Annotated in this window: 26 protein-coding genes, 1 tRNA gene and 1 riboswitch; of the genes, 10 read left to right on the top strand and 17 right to left on the bottom strand. The window is 44.1% G+C overall.

All coding sequences use genetic code 11. From position 1 onward, the window contains the following. Window positions 1-26: 26 nt before the first annotated feature. Both NOM72_RS14890 and NOM72_RS14895 read left to right on the top strand, forming a co-directional pair. Window positions 27-893 (top strand): YitT family protein, encoded by an 867-nt coding sequence (locus tag NOM72_RS14890; RefSeq protein ID WP_023467195.1) that lies wholly within the window; start codon window positions 27-29, stop codon window positions 891-893. A 191-nt stretch (window positions 894-1,084) separates the two neighbouring features. Continuing rightward, window positions 1,085-1,723 carry a CHASE3 domain-containing protein gene (locus NOM72_RS14895; RefSeq protein WP_035398843.1) on the top strand — a complete coding sequence of 213 codons (639 nt, stop codon included), beginning with the start codon at window positions 1,085-1,087 and terminating at the stop codon, window positions 1,721-1,723. 372 nt (window positions 1,724-2,095) lie between these two features. Here the strand turns inward: NOM72_RS14895 and NOM72_RS14900 are convergent, their stop codons facing one another. From NOM72_RS14900 to NOM72_RS14930, 7 genes are all read right to left on the bottom strand, one after another. Beyond that, a complete protein-coding gene (locus tag NOM72_RS14900) occupies window positions 2,096-2,464 on the bottom strand; it encodes an ArsR/SmtB family transcription factor (RefSeq protein ID WP_041254995.1) in 369 nt (122 codons plus the stop codon). A gap of 56 nt (window positions 2,465-2,520) precedes the next feature. After that, on the bottom strand, window positions 2,521-2,964 hold the full coding sequence (locus NOM72_RS14905) for a hypothetical protein (RefSeq protein ID WP_238987955.1): 444 nt from the start codon (window positions 2,962-2,964) through the stop codon (window positions 2,521-2,523). Window positions 2,965-2,987: 23 nt separating this feature from the next. Then, window positions 2,988-3,614: a thiamine phosphate synthase gene (gene thiE / locus NOM72_RS14910; protein ID WP_075642962.1), complete on the bottom strand. Its 627-nt coding sequence runs from the start codon at window positions 3,612-3,614 to the stop codon at window positions 2,988-2,990. Beyond that, a complete protein-coding gene (gene thiM, locus NOM72_RS14915) occupies window positions 3,604-4,371 on the bottom strand; it encodes a hydroxyethylthiazole kinase (RefSeq protein WP_255999415.1) in 768 nt (255 codons plus the stop codon). Before thiM ends, thiE begins: the two co-directional genes overlap by 11 nt. Beyond that, window positions 4,352-5,155, bottom strand: a complete 804-nt coding sequence (gene thiD / locus NOM72_RS14920; protein WP_023467188.1) for a bifunctional hydroxymethylpyrimidine kinase/phosphomethylpyrimidine kinase — start codon at window positions 5,153-5,155, stop codon at window positions 4,352-4,354. The genes thiM and thiD overlap by 20 nt, the downstream gene beginning before the upstream one ends. A 115-nt stretch (window positions 5,156-5,270) precedes the next feature. Continuing rightward, a riboswitch (TPP riboswitch) is annotated at window positions 5,271-5,381 on the bottom strand. Between the two features lie 65 nt (window positions 5,382-5,446). Next, window positions 5,447-6,724 carry a murein hydrolase activator EnvC family protein gene (locus NOM72_RS14925; protein ID WP_035398852.1) on the bottom strand — a complete coding sequence of 426 codons (1,278 nt, stop codon included), beginning with the start codon at window positions 6,722-6,724 and terminating at the stop codon, window positions 5,447-5,449. A gap of 201 nt (window positions 6,725-6,925) precedes the next feature. Further along, window positions 6,926-8,365 carry a murein hydrolase activator EnvC family protein gene (locus tag NOM72_RS14930; RefSeq protein WP_023467184.1) on the bottom strand — a complete coding sequence of 480 codons (1,440 nt, stop codon included), beginning with the start codon at window positions 8,363-8,365 and terminating at the stop codon, window positions 6,926-6,928. 263 nt (window positions 8,366-8,628) lie between these two features. Between NOM72_RS14930 and mce the strand changes: the two genes are divergently transcribed. Then, the gene (mce, locus tag NOM72_RS14935; RefSeq protein ID WP_255999417.1) at window positions 8,629-9,039 is read left to right on the top strand and encodes a methylmalonyl-CoA epimerase; all 411 of its coding nucleotides are present in this window, start codon (window positions 8,629-8,631) and stop codon (window positions 9,037-9,039) included. 49 nt (window positions 9,040-9,088) lie between these two features. Here mce and NOM72_RS14940 read toward each other — a convergent pair whose 3' ends face one another. The 6 genes from NOM72_RS14940 to NOM72_RS14965 all read right to left on the bottom strand — a co-directional run bounded on the left by NOM72_RS14940 (window position 9,089) and on the right by NOM72_RS14965 (window position 13,724). Then, on the bottom strand, window positions 9,089-9,601 hold the full coding sequence (locus NOM72_RS14940) for a type 1 glutamine amidotransferase domain-containing protein (RefSeq protein WP_029340809.1): 513 nt from the start codon (window positions 9,599-9,601) through the stop codon (window positions 9,089-9,091). 26 nt (window positions 9,602-9,627) lie between these two features. After that, entirely contained in the window at window positions 9,628-9,801 is a 174-nt protein-coding gene (locus NOM72_RS14945; RefSeq protein WP_023467179.1) for a hypothetical protein, read from the bottom strand. 32 nt (window positions 9,802-9,833) lie between these two features. Beyond that, complete coding sequence (locus tag NOM72_RS14950) at window positions 9,834-10,268, bottom strand: organic hydroperoxide resistance protein (protein ID WP_023467178.1); 435 nt, start codon at window positions 10,266-10,268, stop codon at window positions 9,834-9,836. Between the two features lie 176 nt (window positions 10,269-10,444). Next, window positions 10,445-11,782, bottom strand: coding sequence for a hemolysin family protein (locus tag NOM72_RS14955; RefSeq protein WP_023467176.1), 1,338 nt, complete (start codon window positions 11,780-11,782; stop codon window positions 10,445-10,447). 192 nt (window positions 11,783-11,974) lie between these two features. Further along, on the bottom strand, window positions 11,975-12,457 hold the full coding sequence (locus NOM72_RS14960) for a DUF456 domain-containing protein (protein WP_023467174.1): 483 nt from the start codon (window positions 12,455-12,457) through the stop codon (window positions 11,975-11,977). A 37-nt stretch (window positions 12,458-12,494) separates the two neighbouring features. Next, window positions 12,495-13,724 carry a DUF2254 domain-containing protein gene (locus tag NOM72_RS14965; RefSeq protein WP_058265741.1) on the bottom strand — a complete coding sequence of 410 codons (1,230 nt, stop codon included), beginning with the start codon at window positions 13,722-13,724 and terminating at the stop codon, window positions 12,495-12,497. A gap of 181 nt (window positions 13,725-13,905) precedes the next feature. Here NOM72_RS14965 and NOM72_RS14970 point away from each other — a divergent pair, with 181 nt between their 5' ends. Continuing rightward, on the top strand, window positions 13,906-15,390 hold the full coding sequence (locus NOM72_RS14970; protein WP_081637438.1) for an aldehyde dehydrogenase family protein: 1,485 nt from the start codon (window positions 13,906-13,908) through the stop codon (window positions 15,388-15,390). 56 nt (window positions 15,391-15,446) lie between these two features. Next, on the top strand, window positions 15,447-15,836 hold the full coding sequence (locus tag NOM72_RS14975) for a tautomerase family protein (protein WP_035398885.1): 390 nt from the start codon (window positions 15,447-15,449) through the stop codon (window positions 15,834-15,836). Between the two features lie 108 nt (window positions 15,837-15,944). On the opposite strand, the gene yidD is transcribed toward NOM72_RS14975, so the two are convergent. Continuing rightward, window positions 15,945-16,229, bottom strand: a complete 285-nt coding sequence (gene yidD / locus NOM72_RS14980) for a membrane protein insertion efficiency factor YidD (protein ID WP_023467166.1) — start codon at window positions 16,227-16,229, stop codon at window positions 15,945-15,947. Window positions 16,230-16,333: 104 nt separating this feature from the next. On the opposite strand from yidD, the gene NOM72_RS14985 reads away from it, so the two are divergent. From NOM72_RS14985 to NOM72_RS14995, 3 genes are all read left to right on the top strand, one after another. Then, the gene (locus NOM72_RS14985) at window positions 16,334-17,299 is read left to right on the top strand and encodes a quinone oxidoreductase family protein (protein WP_035398886.1); all 966 of its coding nucleotides are present in this window, start codon (window positions 16,334-16,336) and stop codon (window positions 17,297-17,299) included. Between the two features lie 152 nt (window positions 17,300-17,451). Continuing rightward, a complete protein-coding gene (locus NOM72_RS14990) occupies window positions 17,452-19,770 on the top strand; it encodes a YhgE/Pip domain-containing protein (protein WP_058265738.1) in 2,319 nt (772 codons plus the stop codon). After that, complete coding sequence (locus NOM72_RS14995; protein WP_035398890.1) at window positions 19,757-20,311, top strand: TetR/AcrR family transcriptional regulator; 555 nt, start codon at window positions 19,757-19,759, stop codon at window positions 20,309-20,311. The genes NOM72_RS14990 and NOM72_RS14995 overlap by 14 nt, the downstream gene beginning before the upstream one ends. Before the next feature lie 16 nt (window positions 20,312-20,327). On the opposite strand, the gene NOM72_RS15000 is transcribed toward NOM72_RS14995, so the two are convergent. Then, window positions 20,328-20,963 carry a sterol desaturase family protein gene (locus NOM72_RS15000; protein WP_023467160.1) on the bottom strand — a complete coding sequence of 212 codons (636 nt, stop codon included), beginning with the start codon at window positions 20,961-20,963 and terminating at the stop codon, window positions 20,328-20,330. A gap of 125 nt (window positions 20,964-21,088) precedes the next feature. On the opposite strand from NOM72_RS15000, the gene NOM72_RS15005 reads away from it, so the two are divergent. After that, on the top strand, window positions 21,089-21,367 hold the full coding sequence (locus NOM72_RS15005; RefSeq protein ID WP_023467158.1) for a hypothetical protein: 279 nt from the start codon (window positions 21,089-21,091) through the stop codon (window positions 21,365-21,367). A gap of 35 nt (window positions 21,368-21,402) precedes the next feature. Here the strand turns inward: NOM72_RS15005 and NOM72_RS15010 are convergent, their stop codons facing one another. Further along, complete coding sequence (locus tag NOM72_RS15010; protein WP_255999418.1) at window positions 21,403-22,137, bottom strand: metallophosphoesterase family protein; 735 nt, start codon at window positions 22,135-22,137, stop codon at window positions 21,403-21,405. 362 nt (window positions 22,138-22,499) lie between these two features. Here NOM72_RS15010 and NOM72_RS15015 point away from each other — a divergent pair, with 362 nt between their 5' ends. After that, window positions 22,500-23,522 carry a PTS sugar transporter subunit IIC gene (locus NOM72_RS15015; protein WP_029340800.1) on the top strand — a complete coding sequence of 341 codons (1,023 nt, stop codon included), beginning with the start codon at window positions 22,500-22,502 and terminating at the stop codon, window positions 23,520-23,522. Window positions 23,523-23,618: 96 nt separating this feature from the next. Here the strand turns inward: NOM72_RS15015 and NOM72_RS15020 are convergent. After that, window positions 23,619-23,691 (bottom strand) — tRNA-Val (locus tag NOM72_RS15020). Window positions 23,692-23,730 lie beyond the last annotated feature (39 nt).

The following is a 23,730-nucleotide window of genomic DNA, read 5'->3' on the forward strand; positions in this document are numbered from 1 at the left end:
AGCATGAGGTCACTCATCATATTGCCATGACTACAACACACCCACAGAAAAAGAGAGTTGAAAAAATTAGTTTTTTAATCATCGGTACATTGCTTTATTCCCTTTACATCAGTTTACTACTATCTCCAAATGATATCGGATCAGGCGGTATCATGGGGATCACACTCATCATCCAAGAGCTCTTCCACACGCCAATCGGTTTAACGCAATTGCTTTTAAACATCCCACTCTTCCTTTTAGGTTTTCGTTTTCTGCGTAAACGGTTCATGTTCTTATCCGGCATCATCGTCGTTGCTTCCTCTTTTTTAATCGACTGGATTCCGACTCAAATTGTTCCGGAATCTTTAAATGATCCGCTCGTCGCCTCCATCTTTGCCGGTCTAGTCTCTGGACTTGCGATGGCATTGATCTTCTTCGGTGGTGCTTCAACTGGAGGGCTTGATATTCTTGGAAAGTTTTTCTTCGCTCGTTTTCATAACTGGCCACTTCCTCGCATATTTCTGATGCAAGATCTTGTCATCTACATCCTTGTTTGGTGGGTGTTTGACTTAAAACACGTTATGTACGCGCTCATCATGAGCTTCGTTCGCGCCAAAGCCCTTCAGACGGTTTACAGTTTCTATTCTGCTTCTAAGCAATGTATCATCATTTGTGAGAAAGCAGATGAAATCAATGAAGTCATTACAAAAGAACTCGGTCGTGGTGTCACGATTCTCGATGCACGTGGAGGATATTCCAACCGAACGAAAAAAATGGTCTATGTCGTCGTTCAAAATAATGAAATCGTCCGTTTGCAAGAGATCGTCTCTTCCGTTGAGCCAAATGCATTCGTTACATTCTCAGAAATTCATACGGTTTTCGGAAACTATAAGGAACATTCCTATTCGTTTTAACCAAGCGCAGCCAAGCTGCGCTTTTTCTTCTACATAAAACAGCTTCTCGGATTGCACTAGCTTTCCTGCTTTTTTATTCAGAATACTGACTTCTTACTTTCCTATCCCTATTCAAAAAATAGACAGGCTTCACTTTTCTTGTAATAGTAGTTAAGCTAATGACATGTCTTTTTATTTAAAGGAATGATTGCATGCACTCACTATGGCGTCAGCGTGTTCTGCTGATTCTTTTGATCAGTTTATTTGCCTCTATACCAATCATTTATGCCTTATCTGGTTATCGGACAATTGCGGCGATGACAGCGCAGATGAAGGATCATGATATACCGTTAATTAATCAAGTCGATCAGTTGGTTGAACATAATCGAGATCGAGCAAACGCAGTCCGCGGCCTCTTATTGTACGAAGATAATCGTTATATTGAACAATATTATTTTTCGACTTCGAAAATTCATGACTTACGTAATAGTCTGAATCAATCTTCGACTACTCCAGGAACAATTAAAGATCTTCTTCGTCGCAACAATGTCTGGGAGTCAGAAATCGAACGGGTTTTCGTCGTATATGAACGCCAAAGTCCAGCAGCAGCAAAACGTCTCGCCAGACAATCGACTCAAACGACTCAGACGATCCTTGAAGACTTATCACGTGTAAAAGATGATTTATATCGAACGCTTCAGGCAAAATTACAACAATCGGATGCGTTAATTGCTACATATAAATGGATGTGCCTCGGCCTGTCAATTCTGTCCTTTTTGATGATTAGTGCAACGATTTTTTTCTTCCATCGCTTCGTTCCTGCCATATCAGAGAAATCAGCACAAGAATAAACAAAAAGGAGCTGACTCAAAAGTCAGTCTTTACAAAGGTAAGGGTGGCAGATCATCATTCTGCCACCCTTATCTCGTAACAAAAAGAATGACGCGTCACACACGCCACTTCTACAGGAACAAGCGCGATTTTGCGCTATCAGAGACGAACGAGACCCGCTTTTCTGCTGGAATGAAGCAAGAAAGCCAGCTTGTGTCTCGCCTGAGGAAAGGGTCTGAAAAGATGAGTTATTCTTTTTTCGAGTCAGCCTCTTCAGATTATAGAGGCGTCATCTTGATTGACAGGACGAGGTCGATGCTTGTCCTAGGAAAACGATCCGAGATGAACAAAAAAAGCGCAGCAATAGCTACGCTTTTCGTTATTCTAAAGAATCATTCACGTACTGCTTTTCCCTCATGCACATGTTCCATAGCCATATGCACAAGCGATGAGACATGATGATCATCCAGGGAATAATAGACGACTTTGCCTTCTTTTCGGAACTTGACGAGTCCTTGTTTCAACAAAGACCGAAGATGGTGAGACGCCGTCGCAATCGAACAGTCGACAGAGGCTGAGACATCACAAACGCATAGTTCTTCTTCAATCGTCAACGCATAAACGATTCGCAGTCGTGTCGCATCCGAAAGAATCTTAAATAGCTTTCCGATTTCAAGTGTTGGGATCGTATCCACGACTTGTCCGATTTCAGACGCACGTTGTTCGTCAATCGCAATCGTTTCACAACGGGGAATATCCATGTCCATCACCTCGTTTTTACCTATATTGCACCATGGGAAAACAGAACATTGCAAGTTTAGCGCATGCGCCTACGAATGAGCCAAAATACGAACCATCCTCCAACATAATCTCCGATATCCCAGACGATTCGATTTTGATCGACAGCGCGTACGCCGATATCAATGATTTTCGTACTCTCTAATCGGTTCGAATAGCGCTGTCGTAGCCGAGTCGGAATCGGTAGACGAAGAAGTACCCGGTAATAGATGTCTAAATGAGTATGTCCCCAAATTTCCGTCGCAATCGAGCTCGTTTTAATATACAACGGACGTTTGTAGCGTCTTTCATACTTTTCTTTCAATAAAAGGGCCATCTCATAAGATATACGATTAGGACGCGGAAATAAGACTTTTCCTAGATGGTAGATCCCCTGATTATCGACTCGAATGATTTGTGGTTCTAACCGATATCGAATCCAATAGCCGCGAAAACGGATCGTCTGCCATTTCAATACAATCACCTCTGAACGGATTATACCCTGTTCTAAAGTGATTGATGCCATTCTCGCACAGCATCTGTCATTTGCTGCGCAGCGAGTTGCCGATCTTCTTTAGCGAAAATTTCTGAAATGACGGCGTACCCTTCTAGCGGGATGGGAAGGGTGGAGACATTTGTTGCTGTGATTCCACCAATACCGATTAGAGGTAATCGTACGGCTTCCCGAATCGCCTGAAGCATCGTATGCGACATGGAATCAGCGTCCGCTTTGGATGACGTCGCAAATAGAGATCCCACGCCTAAATAAGAGGCTCCGTCTCGTTCTGCTTCAATCGCTTGTGCAACAGTGGCTACCGACATACCAATTACAGCATCTGGTAAAAGGCGACGTGCTGCGGTTAAAGGAATGTCTTCTTGTCCGATATGCAAACCAGCTCCGACGAGTAACGCGATATCGATCCGGTCATTGATGATCAAAGGAATGTCGTGTCGATCCGTCAGTCTCTTCAACCGAACTGCCTGATCGTAGAATTCCTTTCCTTGTGCGGTTTTTTCTCGTAGTTGCACGATCGTCGCACCACCTAAAACAGCTTCCTCAACGACCGTCTCGATCGCGACGCCAGGATGGTACCGACGATCCGTCACTGCATAGATGGAGTAATCAATTGACACGTTCTGTCACCTCCACCAGTTCTTGCTCCGTCATGAGGCTGATCGCATTGAACAATTCTCGTTTAAAATCACCAAGACCTTGCGCAGAGGCTGCTTGTTCTCCTGCTTTTCCCATGACGAATGTTCCGTGAACAGCCGCCTCAAACGCCGTATATCCTGCGCCGAGGAAGCTCGCAATCAAGGAAGCCGTCATACAGCCCGTACCCGTGATGTCTCCTAGACGAGGTGTTCCTACATGTAATTCCATTTCGCGCGTTCCATCCGTGATATAGTCGTTCGGACCTGTCACGACGAGGACAGATTTGTGTTTGCGAGCGAATGCACGAATACTTTCTCGATCCATCATTGCATCTCCCGCAGCATCGACTCCCTTAGTTCGTCCGTCTTCCCCAAGTAACGTCTTGATTTCAGAAGTATTTCCTTTGATGACCGTACATCCGAGATCAATGAGTTCTTTAGAAAAGGCAGTACGTAATGTCGTTGCCCCTGCTCCAACTGGATCAAGAACGATCGGGACATTCAAACGTCCCGCTTCACCGGCTGCAAGTCGTTGAGCTGCTTGCATGTCTGCATCGATCGTACCAATGTTTAAGACAAGGGCTTGCGCGAGTCTAACCATTTCTTCTACTTCGCGAATATCTTCCGCCATGACGGGTGATGCTCCAACAGCGAGTGTGACGTTTGCGCAGTCATTGATCGTCACCGTGTTCGTCAGATGGTGAATGAGTGGTTTGTGTTCAAGAATGGTCGTAAACATGTGTATCCCTCCAAAGTGAATGAAAATGATGTGTCGGTCCAATACCTTGTCCGAGAGCAAATCCATGACGAATCGCCTCCGTGACATAGCTCTTTGCTTGTCTTACACTATCTGTCAAATCTTCTCCAAGCGCCATCCGCGCCGCAATCGCCGCAGATAAGGTACAACCAGTTCCATGAGTATGTTGATTGTCTAACCGTTCCGATGTGAAGCGGTGTTCTACTTCCCCATCAAACAACAAATCCGTCGCAGCTCCTGAGAGATGTCCACCTTTTAGTAATACTGCCCCTGTCTGTGTAGCTAATTGATGCATCGCCAGTCGCATTTCATCTAGATTGGTGACCGATCGTCCTGTTAAACGCTCCGCTTCCGGTAAATTTGGTGTGACGAGTGTCGCAAGCGGTAAAAGCTCCGAAATCAATGCTTGTTCAGCCTCCGTCCGCAATAGAGCATGACCGCCTTTAGCGACCATGACGGGATCTAATATGATCGGAACTGTCTGTTTGCGGAGATGTGTAGCAATGACACGAATCGTCTGCGCATTCGAGACCATTCCGATTTTGATCGCATCGACACGAATGTCTGAAAAAATCGACGTTAACTGGGCATCTACGATTTCTGGAGATAACTCTTCCACCGCTTGAACACCCAACGTATTTTGCGCCGTGACAGCTGTCAGGACGCTCATTCCATAAACGCCTAAAGCCGAAAAGGTTTTTAAATCTGCTTGAATCCCAGCTCCACCACCGGAGTCGGATCCTGCAATCGTCAGTACATGTTTCATGTTCTTTTCACCTTCCCATCGAGCAATGTAAGGGAGTCGTGACCGACAAAAAAAGCGTCGACCGCTGTAAAAAAGCAGTCGACGCTATACGAAAGCGTTATACACGCATTCCGGTATCCGTTCGGCTCAACTTTCCTACGCTGGTATTATCCAGTTCAGGTAATAGGGTCGAAAACAGATTGGTTTTCCTCTCAGCCGGATTCCTCCAGCTCCCCTAGTTGCTCAAGTATTCGTTTCGCCTTAACTGTAGCACAGCAGCAAAAAAAAAACGAGCCGAAGCCCGTTTTTTGATTACAGATATGCCAATGGATTCACTGCATTCAGAGGAGAAGAAGCACTATATTGATAACCTCCGACATGTAGTTCGAAATGTAAGTGTGGTCCTGTTGAATTTCCTGTACTACCAAGTGTTCCGACTTGCTGACCTTGAGAGACCGTTTGTCCTGCATGAACAGATAATGAGCTCATATGAGCGTAAACCGTCGTATAGACTTTTCCATCCAAGAAATGCGAAATCATGACGTGGTTTCCGTAAGGTCCACCACCTGATGCTGTAATGACGGTTCCGGCTGCTGCTGCGACGATCGGAGATCCGACGGGACCTTTGAAATCGACGCCATTATGGAATGTATAACCGTTTGCTCCACTAGCTGGTCCGAACCCTTGTGATACCCCACCAGAAGATGGTCGGACAAATTTCCCACCACCTGAAGCGATTGGTGTTGTATCTGAACTTGTTGATTCTGTATTCTTATTGGCTTGTTTTGCTGCTTGAGCACTTGCTTTAGCAGCTTTTTCAGCTGCCGCTTTCTCTGCTGCTGCTTTTTCAGCCGCTGCTTTAGCCGCTGCCTTCGCTGCCGCAATCGCACGTTCTTGCGCTTCGAGAGTCGCTTGCAGTTCTTTTGCGTCTAACAGTTCTGTCGTAAACTTCGTCTTCCCTTTTCGTAATTTTTTGAGTGTAGCACTACGCTCTTTCATTTGAACTTTTAACGCTTTTTTTTGTTCAAGCAATACTTTCTTTTCTTGCATTTGCTCCGCTTTTTTCTCAACAAGTGCTTGTTTTGCTTCTGCTAATTTTTGTTGTGTCGCGATGTAATCTGAAATCATTTTATCATCTTGTTCAGCAATCTTTTTACCCGCCATGACACGGCTGAATAAATCACCTAAATCCTTTGATCCAAAAATGACTTCTTCCCACTTAATCGAGTTTCCATCGTTTTCTTGGAAAACACGTAAACGATCACCGAGTAGTTCTTCCTGCTTCTGTAGCATCTCCTCGTAACGAACGATGTCTGCCTTTAACTCATCGATTCGATTGCTTAATTGTTTAATTTGTTTATTTTTTTCGGAAACTTGGAAAATCTTTTCGTTAATCGCTGCGTCGATTCGATTGATTTGACGTTGTTCTTTTGAAATTTTAGCTTCTTGCTTTTTAATCTCTTTTTCTAATTTACGTTGTTCAGCGGCATTTTCAGCCTTTTTTTCTTTAATCGTTGCTGCCGCGATCGGTTGTGTACCTGTTGTAAGTAATGCCCCTAAAACAATGGTAGAAATTAGTTTTTTTAGCATATATCGTTTTCCTCACTTATGTATTTTCATTTTTTATTATAGTATTCAAGTTTCTCTCATATCTGAAATAGATTATAGCACCCTAATCGTTTCAAAAAAATTTCATTTACATTTCAAGTGAAAACGTTTTTTTGTAATATATATATTTCTTATCAAATATAAAAAAAAAGAATCGTTGCATATGCAACGATTCTTAACTGTTTAAAACATAGTCATTGGATTTACTGAGTTAGCTGGACCTGTTGCACTGTAGCTGTATCCACCAACGTGAATTTCGAAGTGCAAGTGTGGACCTGTTGAGTTTCCTGTGCTACCACGTGTACCGATTTGTTGACCTTGACTGACGCGTTGACCTGCACTAGCGTTCAATGAACTCATATGTGCATAGACTGTCGTATATGTCTTCCCGTTCAATTGGTGAGCAATCATGATGTGATTTCCGTAAGGTCCGCCACCTGATGCTGTAATGACTGTACCTGTTGCAGCTGCCACAATCGGCGTACCGACTGGACCACCGAAGTCAATCCCGTTATGGAACGTATAACCGTTTTCTCCGCCTGCAGAACCATACCCTTGTGTCACAGCACCAGCAGTTGGATGAATGAAGAGTCCGCCTGATGATGGTGACGGTTTAGGTGTCGCAGGAGCTGACGGTGCTGGCGCAGTTGGTGCTGGTGTAGATGGTTTTGGTGCCGATTGTTTCGTCGAACCAGAAGGTTTTGCTGATTGCGCTGCCTTCTCTTGTGCTGCTTGCTGAGCTGCCGCTTCTTTAGCTGCTTGTTGTTCCGCTTCTTTCTGAGCTGCTGCTTGAGCTGCTTCAGCTTCTGCTCGTGCTTTTGCTTCACGTGCCGCTTGAGCTTGACGCTCTTTTTCGATTCGAGCTTCTCGTTCACGCGCTGCTTTTTCAGCTGCAATCGCTTTTTCTTGAGCGATCAAAATTTGCTGGACTTCTTTTGCATCCATCAATTGTGTTTCGAACTTTTCTTTTTTCTTACGTAGTTCTTTTAAGCGTTTGTTCCGCTCTTTTAATTGTGATTCAAGATCCGCTTGTTGACGTTTTAATTCTTTTTTCTCAACGACCAACTGCGCTTTCTTTTCTTTTACTTTTTGTTGCGCATCCGCTAATTGTTTTTGCGTATTTTGGTAATCCGTGATCATTTTATCATCTTGTTTTGAAATGGATTTCCCTGCCATGACACGGCTTACGAGGTCACCAACGTTTTTAGCGCCAAAGATGACTTCTTCCCATTTAATTGAGTTTCCATCATTCTCTTGCATGACACGAAGACGATCACCGAGTAGTTTTTCTTGGCGTTTTAGTTTCGCTTTATATTTCTCGATTTCTTTTCCAAGCTCAACGATTTCACGTTCTGTTGCTTTGATTTGACGATCTTTTGTTTCGACAGCAAAGATTTTTTCGTTCAACGCTTCGTCTAGTCGATTGACTTCTTGCTGTGTTTTAGAGATTTTTTTACCTTCTTGATTAACAGAAGACTCTAAGTTTTTTTGCTTTTTAGCATTGTCTTGTTGCTGTTGTTCGTTTTTGGCTTTCTGTTCACTTAAATCGTCTGCTGCTGCAAAATGAGGTGCTGATGAAAGAACTAGTGCGGAAACGATGAGCGACGCGAACGTTTTTTTCATGTAGTATTCCCTCTTTTTCTGTAGTGTATGTTTTATGATTTATCGTAGAATATTTAAGTTAAATTTAAATTCTGTAATCTTTTTTCTTTTTTATAAGAACGTTTTTGATTATAGCATTCATTCCTCTTCCATAATATTTCAGTGATATTTCAATTTAAATAAATCTTTCCTCTTCTATGTAATAGAAACATTTGGAAGGTAACTCATCGTTGCAACTTTGGAGTGTTTTTGGGAAACTGAAGCGAACAGAAGGAGGATATCATATGAAATTAGACCACACTGGAATTGCCGTTCGCGACATGCAGGAAGCCATTTCATTTTATACAAACGTACTTGGAGGAACCTTAACAAAAGAGTACTCGAATCCTGCGCCAGGTGTCGCTTCCAATATTGCGGTCATCGAGTTCGATGATGCGCACATCGAGTTGTTAACGCCAACAAGTCCGGATAGTCCAATCGCACGTTTTTTAAAACAACGCGGGAAAGGTGTCCACCATATTGCTTATCGTGTAGAGAATTTAAATCAGGCGATTGAAGAAGCAAAACAACGAGGCTTAACATTTTTAGAAGATACGTATCGAACGACGCCGTTCGGACGACGACTAATTTATATGAATCCTCGTCATTCACACGGCGTCATTACGGAACTCTGTGATTATCCAGAAAACCCCTAAAAAAAAATCAACACTGCGTTATCGCAGTGCTGATTTTTGTTCTATACCATTAGCCAAGTTTTGCGACGATTTCCCGGTTGAATGCAGGAATATCATCTGGTTGACGACTTGAGACGAAATTATCGTCGACGACGACTTCTTCATCTGCAAAGTCCACACCAGCATTTTCTAAATCAATTCGAATTGATTTATAACCTGTCATTTTTCTTCCTTTGACGATTTTTGCATTAATCATCAATTGTGGTCCATGGCAGATCGAGAAAATTGGTTTTTTCGACATATCGAATTCTTCGACGAATGAGACAAAACGCTCGTCTTCTCGAAGTAAATCTGGTGAAAAACCGCCTGGAATAAGGAGAGCATCGTAGTCTGCTGCTGAAGTCTCATCAATCGAGAGATCAACATTTACTTTTGCCTCTTCCTGTTTGCCGACGAGTTCTGCACCTTTTTTAGCACCAATGACAGTGATCTCGTGCCCTGCTTCTTTTAATGCATCAACCGGTCCTGTGAATTCTACATCTTCAAAATGATCGGCGAGTACGACTGCTACTTTTTTAGACATGTGATTCATCCCCCAAGTTGTTTGATTTAAATCGGATCTTCTCCGCGATCTCGTGGAGAAACCGTATCATCTGGCATTTCGTCTTTTCCTTTTAGGATTTCCTTTTGTTGCTCCTCTGTCAGTTTCCGTTCTTTATCCGACAGACGATCCCGTTCATCTTCAAACTCTTCATTTGGACGATCGGTTTCTTTCGGTGCCATGGAAAACCCTCCTTATGATTCGTCGATTATGCTTATAGTGAATCGACGACTTTAACAGAAAGATCAACATCAATGTTGCCACGTGTCGCTTTTGAGTACGGGCAGAAATTGTGTGTCTTCTCTAGTAAGTCTTCGGCTTCTTCCTGTGATACGCCAACGACCTCGACGACGAGTTTCGCTGCAATTTTTACACCGTTATCCGCTTCATCCTGTAAGAGGCTGACTTCTGAATTCGTCCGCGTCTCGACTCGTTTTTTTGCTTGGCGCGCCATTAAGTTATAGGCACCATCAAAACAAGCGGCATATCCTGCTGCGAATAACTGTTCCGGGTTTGATGTCGGAATGTCTTCTTTGCCTTTTGTTCCTGGCATGACTAAATCGAGATTAATGACGTTATCGTCTGAAGCGACTTTCCCGTCGCGACCACCGACTGCAGATGCACGTGAAGTAAGAATGACGTTTGACATGATAGAAAACCCCTTTTCCTGTTGAATTAAAAAATGCTTTTTTTGCCACATAGACAGTAATACCCGTCACTGAGGGAGATAAACACAAGATGTGTCTATCACCTTAGCTAATCATTTTTTAAGTAGACAAAAAAAGACGATGAACTCGAAGTTCATCGTCTTGCACATTCTATTTCTTATCCAATCTCTTCTGTTGCAGTTTCTTCTTGATCAGGCAATTGAAGATAAATCGATTTCACTTGATGATTATCGACTTCCATGACTTTGATCGTGTATTCCTGATAGCGGAATTCTTGACCACTCGACACTTCCGTATCCTGTGCCATGACCCAGCCACCAATCGTATCGATGTCTTCTTCTTCAATTCCTAAGTTAAAGCGTTCATTTAGGTCATCAATCAAGACACGGCCTGAGATGCGGTATAGTCGCTCATGAATTTGTTCGATATCTGCTTTCTCATCTTTATCGAATTCATCTCGGATTTCTCCGACGATTTCTTCCAAGATGTCTTCCATCGTGATGACACCAGCCGTACCACCGTATTCATCGATGACGAGTGCCATCGGTGTCCGTTCCACCTGCATTTTCAGCATGGCATCTTGAAGCGGCGAATATTCGGATACAATCGGCAAGTTGTGGATGTAATAGCTTAATGCTTTTCCTTTATTCGCCATATGATCCGTAAATAATTGTTTCGCATTGATGAAGCCAAGGATTTTATCCTTATCTCCTTCTTCCGCTACTGGGTAACGTGTGAACTGATACTCTTCAACGAGGCGAATGATGTCCTCCATCGATGCATCGTTCGAAATCGTGATTAAGTCCGTCCGCGGTAACATGATGTCTTTCGCGATCCGCTCATCGAACGAGAAGATGTTCTGCATGTAGGAAAGCTCAGTCTGGTTGATTTCTCCACTCTTATAACTCTGTGTCATGATGATTTTAATCTCTTCTTCAGAATGGACTTCTTCGTGTCCCGCTGGCTCGACGCCAAACAACCGAAGAATGATTCGTGCTGAACCGTTCAATGTCCAGATGAAAGGTTTCATGATTTTACCGAACCAATATAGTGGTGGCGCGAGTAACATCGTGATCGCTTCCGTTTTTTGAATCGCTAAAGATTTTGGAGCAAGTTCTCCAAGCACGACATGAAGAAACGTTACAATCGAGAATGCAAGAACGAACGAAATGATCGTCGAGACGGAGTTCGGAATGTCAATCTCTTCGAACAACATACCGAGAATCGCACCTACCGTTGATTCTCCTAACCACCCGAGACCAAGCGCTGTCACTGTAATTCCAAGTTGACAGGCCGATAAATAATAATCCAAATTCTCAAGTAGCCTCTTCGCCACTTTCGCAGTCTTGCTTCCTTCTGTAATCAACTGATCGATTCGAGACATTCGCATTTTGACGACCGAAAATTCGGCAGCTACAAAAAAAGCGGTTAAGACGATGAGTAGTGCAATGACGAGTAGCCGAATGATGATCGTCGTCGTGTCGAATGTCTCCATTGAGTGTGTACTGTCCAATCGTTTCCCCGAAGAAAGGGGATTCACCTCCATTAATATAAAGCCAGATGCCGAGGCATCTGGTGGTTTACAGCAAAAAGAAGCTTCAGACTTTCAAAGCTTCCCTACTTTTTCATATTCATACTATAACGGAACTTTCATAAAATGTGTACTTGAAGACATCATTTCAGACCGTCAGACGACATAGAGAATAAAGATTACGATCATGAGTAACATCGCGATTCCCTTTAATAAGGCACTTGATAAGATACCAAGGACTGTTCCGATCCCAACTGAAACCGAGGTTTGCCATGTTTTTTTACTAATGATTTTTTCCGTCAAGATGGCAAAGACGAACGGGAAAATTAATAATCCGATACCTGGCAAAATAAACGGTCCCGCAATCAATCCGACTGTCGTTGCAATCTTAGCCGCTTGTGAGCCTCCTCGTCGATCGACGGTGTAGGCGCTGACGAGATAATCGAGCGTAAATAAGAGAATGATGAAAATCGCTTGAATCACCCAAAAACTAATCGATAGTTCAGAGAACCCGAATCCGAATCCATAAATCAAAAAACCAACTACTAAAATCGGCGCACTTGGGATGATCGGATACACGAGACCTGCAAAAGCGACTAGAAAACAGACGACGATCAGACTCCATAACAAGATTGTCACTTTCTATTCCTCCCTTCTTTTGATTCTCTTGCCCTTTTTACGTCGAAGGGGAGACAAAAGTTTCATTCAACGCCCGATGGATTTGATTTTGTAAAAAATCACGATCCCAGTCGTTCATTGTTTCAAAATGTACTTCCGAACAGATGTATGGAATGAATCGTTGAATCGTTTCATAGTGAGCAGGTAAGGCTTGTCGCTTCATCGTTCCAAGCGACTCGAGCATCGTCGCGAGAACTGAAATATCCTCTGCTCCGTAATGTCGGAGTTGATAAAACGTCGTGTACAACAATTGTTGGTAGGTTTCCCTGACGACGATATGTTGCTGGTCCTTTCCAACAACTAGTACACCATCTGGTATTACGGCATACTGTCGCATTAAGTCACCAATGATCCGAACCGCATGTCTCGCTGTATTCGGATCATTGATTCCTGGAGAAATCGCACGTAAAGCAACTTCACTTAATTTTTCAAGAACAAATGCAAAATCCTGTTCTGAAGATTTCGTCGGTCCAATTAAGATACTTTCATTGATATCCCGGCAAGTCGCCCGTCCGATGGCTTCTCCCTCTGTTACGAATGAGCCGACCGTTCGATCAATATACACGCGGTCTTTCTGATCAAAAGCATCATAATCGACTGCTTGAATATATCCGGTTCGAGTTGCCTGAATAAGATGTGGATAATTTGTCGTCATCTTTCTTTCAGTAATCTTTTGTTCTCCCGATTCTAGATGTTCGACTTGCCGTTTCAATAATTCGTTCCCTTCTTCGTGTAATCGATCCAGTAATGTCGTCACGCGAATCGACTGGCTGACGATATGAATGAATGCGACGAATGCAACGATCGATATCAACACGACGAGAACCGCTACTGTTGAAGCGACGACACTCGTCTTCAAAGCCGGACGAAGAAAAAAGAGCATCGTCATCGAGTAACTGACCGCTCCAATGAATATACCGAAGATGTGTTGCACTTGCCGATTCTCGATGAAGTTAGGCAATGTTCGTGGTGAGAATTGTGATGAATAGGTCGTCAATACGACAAGAATGGTCGAGAACGTGAACGTCATCATGGCGAGCAGTCCGGTAAAAACCGAACTATGGATCGTCTGTGCTAAGCCAAGTGTCGTTTGCCACTCTTTTGGAAACCAGTCTGATATATACACATCTAACCACGTCACGATTCCCGTCAAACCAATCCCAATGAGACCATATAACAATGGCCACCACCAATTGATTTCTCGAGACAGGACTTTCAGCTTCTTCAAAATAAAATTCCTCCTTTTTATAGCACTATACTGATTGATTTCCTGATTTAAAGCGCTTTAAAACCCATCTGACTGACTGACTTTGAGCAATATGTTTGGTCGAAGTGCACGGATGTGTTTTACTTCTTTTCATAACGTGAATAACTTAATTGTTATGAAAACGAATGGGAGATGAAATGATATGGCTCAACAAAACGAAGCTACATTGCATACAGATTTCACGAAAATTTATATTGACGGTCAGTGGCGCACAGGCGCAAGTGACAGCAACATGACGAACACGAATCCTTTCACGGGTGAAGAGCTCTTTACAATCTCTGCAGCGAATCAACAAGATTTAGATGACGCATATGAAGCGGCTCAAGTCGCTCAAAAAGACTGGGCGAAAGTTCCTGCCTTAAAACGCCAAGGCTTGATCGAAAACTTCTTGAAAGTCTTGTACGAGGAGAAAGAAACGATCATCGAATGGTTGATTAAAGAGTCAGGAAGTACACGTATTAAAGCGGAAGGCGAATTCCTTGCTTCTGTCTTGATCGTCAAGGAAGCTGCGACATTCCCACTTCGGATGCACGGTGAAATTCGTCCATCGGTCGTACCAGGTAAAGAAAACCGGATCTACCGTAAAGCACTTGGCGTCATCGGTGTCATCAGTCCATGGAACTTCCCGTTCCACTTAGCTGTACGGTCGATCGCTACTGCTATTGCCATCGGGAACGCAGTCGTTGTCAAACCAGCTACGGACACACCTGTTTCAGGCGGATTGATTTTTGCTAGTCTGTTTGAAAAAGCTGGATTGCCAAAAGGTGTCTTGAATGTCATCGTCGGTCGCGGTTCAGAAATCGGTGATGCTATCGTCGAACATCCTGTACCACGTTTGATTTCATTCACAGGATCAACTGAAGTAGGTCGTCATATCGGTGAACTTGCTGGTAAACATCTAAAGAAAACAGCGCTTGAACTTGGCGGAAACAACGTCTTCGTCGTACTTGATGATGCTGATCTCGATCGCGCGGTCGAATCTGCTGTCTACAGCAAGTTCTATCACCAAGGTCAAATTTGTATGTCGACGAACCGAATTCTCGTCGCTTCTTCGATTCATGATGAATTCGTCGAGAAATACGTTGCTCGTGTAAAAGAGCTACAATACGGTGATCCATCACATGAGCGGACACAAGTCGGACCGCTCATCAACCAATCACAAGTTGAACGAATTCTTGAAGATCTCGAGAAAACAAAAGCTGCGGGTGCAACCGTTCGTGTCGGCGGCGAAGCAAAAGATAACGTCATCGCACCTACTGTCGTCACTGGTGTTACGAATGATATGCCACTCGCTAAAAATGAAATCTTTGGACCGGTTGCTGTCATCATCCCGTTCGATACGGATGAAGAGGCACTCGAAATCGCGAACTCACTTCCATACGGATTGAGTGGCGCTGTCCATGGTTCTTCTATTGAACGCGCGACTGCCTTTGCGCTTGAAGTCGAGACAGGTATGATTCACATCAACGATCAATCGGTCAACGATGAGCCACATATGCCATTTGGTGGTGAAAAAGATTCAGGACTCGGTCGCTTCAACGGTGAGTGGGTACTTGAAGAATTCTCGACTGTCCAATGGTTGTCTGTCATGCACGATCGTCGTCAATACAAACCATTCTTCGAGTAATATATGAGTAGGGTTTTCCCCCTACTCTACATAATTTTGTTAAGGAGTGATTTCACATGCCGTTATTACGATTCGACGTCATTGAAGGACGTTCAGAAGAAGAGTTAAAAACGTTACTCGACACCGCACACGATGCGATGGTCGAAGCATTTGATGTGCCGGAGCGCGATCGTTATCAAATCGTGCATACGCATAAAGCACATGAGATGGTCATTCAAGATACAGGACTTGGATTTGAACGGAGTAAAGATATCGTTCTTATTAGTGTAACGAGTAAAACGCGGACGGAAGAGAAAAAACAACGTCTCTACCACTTACTCGCCGAACGCTTACAAGCAAACTGCGGACTCGCACCGACTGATTTGATGGTGTCGATCGTCGAAAATGATGCAGCCGACTGGAGCTTCGGTCTTGGCGAAGCACAGTTTTTAACGGGTAAACTATGATCGTCTGTAAATAGAACAAAAAGGGACGTATGTTATCGGTAATTTCCGGTAACATACGTCCCTTTATTTGTTCTTACTTCATTAAACAAAAGAGAACCTTCACATGACTTACTCCTTCGTTTCTTCCGCCTTCTCCCGCGGATTTTCCCGTTGCAGCGGTGCTTTCCAACTAAATTGATCAGGTTCTGGAACGAAATCGAGACCACCTGGATGAAACGGTTGGCACCGTAACAATCGACGCGTCGTCAAATAACTCCCTTTTACTGCACCATGACGTTCAATCGCCTCCATCCCGTAATGGGAGCATGTTGGATAAAATCGACATGTGGCTGGCTTCATGGGAGAGATGACTTTCTGATAAAAACGAATTCCTCCCATTAAGACACGTTTCATAACGTCCCTTCTTTCCTCTTTTTTTCTAGTGTAACGCATCTGTCCATCATTTTCAGATGTTCTGCCTTATACTAAAAGCAGATTTAAAAGAAGGATGTGTTGAGATGAAGGCATTAACTTTCCACGAATTTGGAGGTTCTGATGTATTACGCTTCGAAGACGTGCCAACGCCAACAATTACTGAACAGGAAGTTCTGATTGAAATGAAAGCGATCGGTTTGAATTTTGCAGACATCTATCGCCGAAAAGGAAACTATCATTTAGAAGGACAGCCTCCCTATATTTTAGGGTATGAAGGTGCAGGAGTCATCACCGCAATCGGTGCTGCTGTTTCAACGTTCCACGTAGGTCAACGAGTTGCTTTTGCGGATGTCCCGCTTGCGAATGCTGAGTACGTCGCAGCACCCGTTGATAAATTGATTCCGCTTCCTGATGGTATCTCATACGAAACAGCAGCTTCTGTCTTATTACAAGGGTTAACAGCGCATTATTTAACTCGAGATAGCTATCATGTCCAACCGGGAGATGTCGTCTTAGTGCATGCCGCTGCCGGTGGCGTTGGGCAGTTGTTGACACAGCTCATTCGCTTGCTTGGGGCAACTCCGATTGGATTGACGTCTTCTCCTGAGAAAGCACGGATCGCTAAAACTGCTGGCTGTGAATCTGTCTATTTATATTCAGAGAACTGGGTCGAGCACGTACTCGCGCAAACTTCTGGTAAAGGAGTTGATGTGGTCTACGAATCCATTGGTTCTACCTTAATGGATAGTTTCCATGTCACGAAAGTTCATGGAACCGTCGTTTTCTACGGTATGGCGGGCGGTGATCCTGCACCTGTTGATCCCCGCTTTTTGATGGATACGTCCAAAACATTGACGGGTGGTGATCTTTGGAACGTATTAACATCTTCTGAAGAACGCATCCGTAGATCGGGTGAACTGTTTGATTGGATTCTATCCGACCATCTCACCCTGTCTTCGCCTACAACATTCAGATTATCTGATGGCAAAGCAGCACATGACTTTTTGGAAAGCCGACGCAGCACAGGAAAACTACTTTTGCTCCCTTAACTCGCTTTTTTCGAGACGACTCCCTGCGAGTCGTCTTTTTTATGTGAAATCAAGATTATCGATTGCTTTTTTTTAATGAAGAGAGTAAAGTAAACCTCATCAAAACCTAAAACTCAAACTAGTTTTGAGTTTTAGAAAGGGGATTTGTATTTATGTTTCGCTCAGAATGGAAGAAATTGAAGAGTCCGATGATGATTGTCGTCATTCTTGCCCTCATCCTCGTACCATTTCTCTACAACTCCATCTTCTTATCTGCATTCTGGGACCCATACGGTCGTACAGAAGATATCAAGGTTGCTATCGTCAACGAAGACAAAGCAACGAAGTTTAAAGGAGAAAAAGTCGACATCGGGGATCAATTCGTCGACAAACTCAAAAAAAATGATGATTTTGATTGGCAGTTCTTGTCTCAGGACAAGGCAGAGAAAGAATTACGTGACGGAAAAGTTTATATGACAGTCGTCATTCCGAAGAACTTCTCTAAAAATGCAACGACACTACTCGATGATCATCCAAAAAAGATTGAGTTGGAATATTACTTGAACCCAGCCAAAAACTACTCAGGTACACAAATTTCGAGTACAGCTGCCAAACAATTAAACGAAAAGATCCGTAAATCCGTGACAAAACAATACAGTAGTGCAATCTTCGGTGCGTTAAAGAAAATTGCAAACGGTATGGAAAAGGCATCGGACGGTTCTTCTAAACTAGAAGATGGCAACCACAAAACAGCGGATGGCGCCAAAACACTGGCTACGAACCTCGGAAAACTCGCGGATGGCAGTCTGACACTATCTGAAAAGCTCGGGGAAGCAAATCAGGGTTCAAAAAAACTCAGTGACGGTGTCACGACACTTGACGAAAAAACTGCTCTCTTCGCTCAAAAAACGGGTGAGTTGTCTTCTGGGTTGAACACGCTAGACGAAAATGGTGGCAAATTGCAAGCCGGTGCCGCGCAACTAGAAGACGGAGCAACAAAACTCAGCGGTGGCTCGACACAAGTCCGTCAAGGGGCAGAGCAACTGGCTGCGGGTACGGCTCAGCTCAACGAAAAAATTCCTCAGTTGACGGACGGATTAAATCAACTGGACGAGAAAGCTCAGGCAGCTAATGCATTATTAAATCAATTGAATCAAGATGCTGCACAATCTAAACAAGATCTACGTGCGCGTCGAGAAGCGCTTGAAGCAAATGCCGCTCAACTAAAACAAGTTATTTCCGCTTCTGATCAATTATCAGATGAGGAAAAACAAACGTTACTTGGAACAATTGGAACGTTAGAAGAAAATATTAAAAGCCTCGCTGCGCAAGAAGGGGCAATCGATCAAAGTCTTGCTCAAGCAACCGAAGCGACGAAAAAAATCGGTCAACTTGCTGCAGGCGGTAAACAAGTCGAGTCCGCCGTATCGCAACTGAACGCAGGTCAAGTAAAACTTGTCGACGGTGCGAAACAAGTCGAATCTGGCGCACAACAATTAGCAAGCGGACAAAAGACATTCAATGAAAAACTCGGTCAGTATACTGCGGGCGTGCATAAAGCGGCAACAGGCGGTACACAACTGGCTGACGGAGCTAATCAACTTTCAGATGGCACACACCAACTCCAAACAGGAGCTAGCGCGTTAACTAACGGGTTAGGTCAATTGGCATCTGGTTCAACTACGATTACAGACGGTATCGGTAAAACGACCGATGGGGCTTCAAAAATCGCGGATGCCAATACGAAACTTGAAGATGGGGCTAAAACGTTGAAGGACGAGCTTAGCAAAGGAGCTAAAGACGCCACTGTCAAGCCAACGAAAGAGCGTGACAATATGCTGGCAGAACCTGTCGTCTTAAAAGAACATGACTATTCGACGGTCAACAACTACGGTTCTGGTTTATCAGCTTACATCCTTAGTATCGCCTTATTCGCAGGTGCCTTGATGTTCTCGTCTGTCTACCAGATTCGTCCAGAACATGGTGAGAGTCTGACATGGCGCTTCCTTGTCGGTAAATTATCACTCATCTTACCGATCGGGGCATTACAAGGTGTCGCAGCGGCTACGGCCATCGTCTATGTTCTCGATTCTGATGTCGCGAGCGTTCCTGCACTCTACGGATTCGCCGCCTTAACAGGTATGACGTTCATCACGATACTGTTCACGCTCGCGATGCTACTCGGTCGCGTCGGACAATTCCTTGCCTTCCTACTACTTCTGCTTCAAATCGGTGGTAGTGGCGGTACGTTCCCAGTCGAGATGACACCAAGCTTCTTCCAAGCGATTCACGCCTTCTTACCAATGACGTATTCAGTCGGTGGATTCCGTGAAGCCCTTGGACTTGGTGTGACGGACACCCTCATCTCAAACAGTCAAGTCCTCGCGACCATCCTAGTCGTCGCGTTGCTCATCAGCTTCGTTGGAGGGCTCGGAGCCAAGCGGATTTTACTCTCAACGAAAGTGAGACGAAAACAACATGACACAGTCTGATAAAGAAATACTGATACTAGACTCAGCGATGGCTTGCTTTTCTGAACTCGGTTATAAAGGTACGACGATCGAGCGTGTCGCTCGACGCGCTCATGTCGGGAAACCGACCGTCTACCAACTGTTTGAAAGTAAACTCAATTTGTTCGAATCGCTCGTAACCCGTGTGCTGCAAGAGATGAAAGAAGAAGCAGAACGCGCTTACGTCGAACATGCGACGGTAGAAGAAAATAAGCAAGCAATGATCGATGCTATCGTCTATCATCAGCAACAACATTTGTTCATTCTTCAAATCATCGAAGAAACACGTAATCTTAAATTACAAGAAATGCAAGAATTACGGACACGTATTGAACGACATGTCGTCGAATATCTTAAAACGCTCCTTGAGACTCGCCTTGGACAAGATGATCGTGACGTACCAGTCGATGTCACAGCCTTTCTGATTTTCCGGACGTATATCGCATTGATTGCCGAATGGCCATCAATTGCGCATCCACTTGAGCTCGATACGATTCGTCGTGCCATGCTACGTATTTTATGAATCAAAAAACCGCCGGTCAGTGGATCGGCGGTTTTTCATATTCTCGATTCTTTTCTAAATTCCGTGCCGTTTGACTAGAAGTAACTGTTTTTTCATCCTTCAGTGTGCCAAACAACCAATCTCCCACCGGATTTGACACACCAAACCAGTAGTGTTCATTTTTGAAATGATGTAATAGATGCGTTCTTTTCATCCATTTTCCAAAGCGTGTTCTCGGTTTCAACGGAACGTGTGCCACGTAATGTTTCCATTCATACACAAGCAGCATGACGATCAATCCACTCGCGGCTGCGGCTGTCGAAACGACAGATTGCGTCAGAAAATAGGTCAGAGCAGCAAAGAAACCAAGATTCGGCAAGGAATACCAGACCGGTAAAAACAACAGATGCAGTTCATTCGGATGCGCATGATGATCGTAATGAAGTCGTTTCAACAATTTTCGTCCAAGCACATTTTTAGGCGGTGGTAAATGAAACAAAAAACGATGCGTCAAGTATTCACTGAAGCTAAATACGATCAGTCCAAGACAAAAGAATAATATAGTCGTCCAATGAAACGGCTGAGCAAGGACATAACTACTGACCGCAATCAGTAATACGAGCATCATCAAAATATCCGGAAACAGAAAAAAACGACGATAAATATTTGACATTGGTGCTTTCCCCTTTCTCTTTCGTTACAGCGTATAATCGCACGTTCATCGATTCGTCACGTTTTTTACTTCAAGTCGTGTAGTCATTCTCGCTCCCTCCCTTATACTAAATAGAGAATGGAGTGATGATCACTTTGAGTTTATCGACCGGAATCATCTTCGTGTTACTCGCCTATACACTCATGTCGCTTTACGACATGTGGCAGGTATACCGGATAACGAGCAAGCTTTGGATGTTTGTATTATTTCTTGCAACATTAATCAGTCTCATCGTTGCCTTTTTTGTGGCCCCTGTCCTTGCGCTATTCTTTTACTGGTCACGCCATCCATTGAAACGAAACATCGGTATCGTGTTACTGATTGTCGTTTGTCTTATCTCAATCATGACAAAATTGTCGTCTTGATTGAATTCCTTCATGAACTACTCATGAAGGTTTTTTCATGTCCTACTACCGAAGAAGAGTCGGCGCATCAACTCACGTTCCGGCATCTCCGTCGTTTTGAGAACGTCTAAAAATGGTCGATCATCATATGAAAGCTTCAGGATTTCTGAACGGACTTGGCCCTTCTCCCAATCGATGATTGCTACTGGAGCAATAGCTGTTTCCTGACATCCAAGTGCACCTGGATTAATAAAGAGCGTTTGCTCTGTCTCGACTTGTTGCGCTGGATGATGGTGACCGAAACCAATGATCCGCGCCTCACTTCCAGCAAACAGGACGGATAAGTTTTCTTTCGTTCCATCCACCGCTTGCTTTAACGGCTCTTCACCAATCTTCTTCGTCTGGTCGGCATAAGCATAGTGCGTCAGGTGCATCGTTTGTTCCTGATGCATGATATTTAAGACACGCGGTAAACGTTCCAAATACTTTTGATTTTCTTGCGTCAACGTATCCGCAATCCATTGATGGTGCTCTTTCGCATGGCGGTAACTATCGGGATAGGTCTCCCCATGGATTAAAGCAAGGACACATTCATCATGATTCCCAGAAATCGTTTGAATATCTGGTCGTTGCTTCAATAGATCAATGACTTCATTATGCTCTGGTCCAATGCCGACAAGATCACCGAGACAATAGACGGCATCGATCTCTGGTTGTTGATCAAGATAGGACAATACTGCACGTAATGCTGATGCATTACCATGAATATCTGTAAAAAGCATCACTTTCATGTAAACGCCTCCATTGTTGGTACATTAGGATTTCCCGATGATACCGTGAATTCCTGTCAGATTTCAGGAAAAAATAAATTGTCAGAAAATATTGATTATTAATCAAGAGCATGTTAGGCTTAGAAAAATTCACAGAGAGGGGCACGATCAAATGATTCCGACGCAACAGCCATTTAACCAAGCCGGACGACTGATTATTCTATGCATGAGGGACTGAAAACTTTTCCGATGATGAAACGGAAATGATTTTTGGGCCCTTCTTTCGATGCATCGAATGAGGCGCCCGCACAGAATGAGTGGCGCCTATCCCAAAAACGGATAGGCTTTTTTCATGGCAAAAAATAGAGATAGATAGAGAGAGGATGACAACGTTGAAAGAATATGCGATGGATCGAATGGTAAAAGTATCAGCTGGAATGGCAAATGCCGTTCTTGTAACACTTGGTGTCGGACTTCTGATTGAGACACTCGGAAATCTTCTACATATCCAAATGCTACTGACGATTGGTGGTGTCGCAAAAGTACTACTCGCCCCTGCACTTGGTGCCGGTATTGCCTTTCAGCTTGGAGGAAACACACTTGTCCTGTTCAGCGCGATGATCGCAGCAACGATCGGTGGTGCCGCGCTTCAATCAACTGCTTCTGGACTCGTTCTTGTACCCGGTCAGCCGATCAGTGCCTTACTCGCAGCTGCCGTCGCTGTATACGTCGGAAAACGCATGACTGGAAAAACGAAATTTGACATGATGGTCATCCCGATGAGCGCTGTCCTTGCTGGCGGCGTGACTGGAATCGGTGCTGCTGCCGTCACGACACCACTCCTTACAAAATTCAGTGCCATGATCACAGCATCCGTTGAATCATCTCCAATCGCAACTTCTCTTGTCATCGCACTCATCTTTAGTGTCTTATTGATGTCTCCTGCTTCGTCCGCTGCACTCGCTATCGCTTTGCAACTTGATCCTGTAGCAAGTGCCGCTGCGCTGATTGGCTGTTCCGCTCAATTCGTCGGCTTCACGTTGATGGCATACCGTCAGACGGATCCAGGTGGTTTGATTGCTTCATTCTTTGTAACACCTAAAGTACAATTCCCGAATATCGTTAAAAATCCTCGTCTGGTCGTTGCACCGTTTCTCGCAGCGATGATTTCAGCTCCTGTCGCGACGCTTCTTCTCTCTTTGAAAGTACCGTACGAACTCGCAGGACTTGGATTAAATTCGATGATTGCCCCACTCAATATTTTCGTCAACCAAGGTCCTCAGGCGTTCCTCGTCTTCTTCTTGACTGGTGTCGTTCTACCTGGTGTCTTGACGCTCGTCTTCTATCGATTGACGACTGTCGCAGGGTGGACGAAACGTGGCGATCTTCATCTTGAAATTCAATAAAATGATTTACCTATCTTCTAACTATTCCTGATTGATTTCGGGAATAGTTTTTTTAACGCAAAAAAATCGCTCCTTCGAAAAGGAACGATTTCGGTATGATTCTGACTGGGCTCGAACCAGCGACCTCTACCCTGTCAAGGTAGCGCTCTCCCAGCTGAGCTACAGAATCATGCTGTGTTGTTACTGGGTATATTTTTATTATAGCAGC

The organism is Exiguobacterium sp. LL15, assembly GCF_024436095.1.
In the GTDB taxonomy this organism is placed as follows: domain Bacteria; phylum Bacillota; class Bacilli; order Exiguobacteriales; family Exiguobacteriaceae; genus Exiguobacterium_A; species Exiguobacterium_A indicum.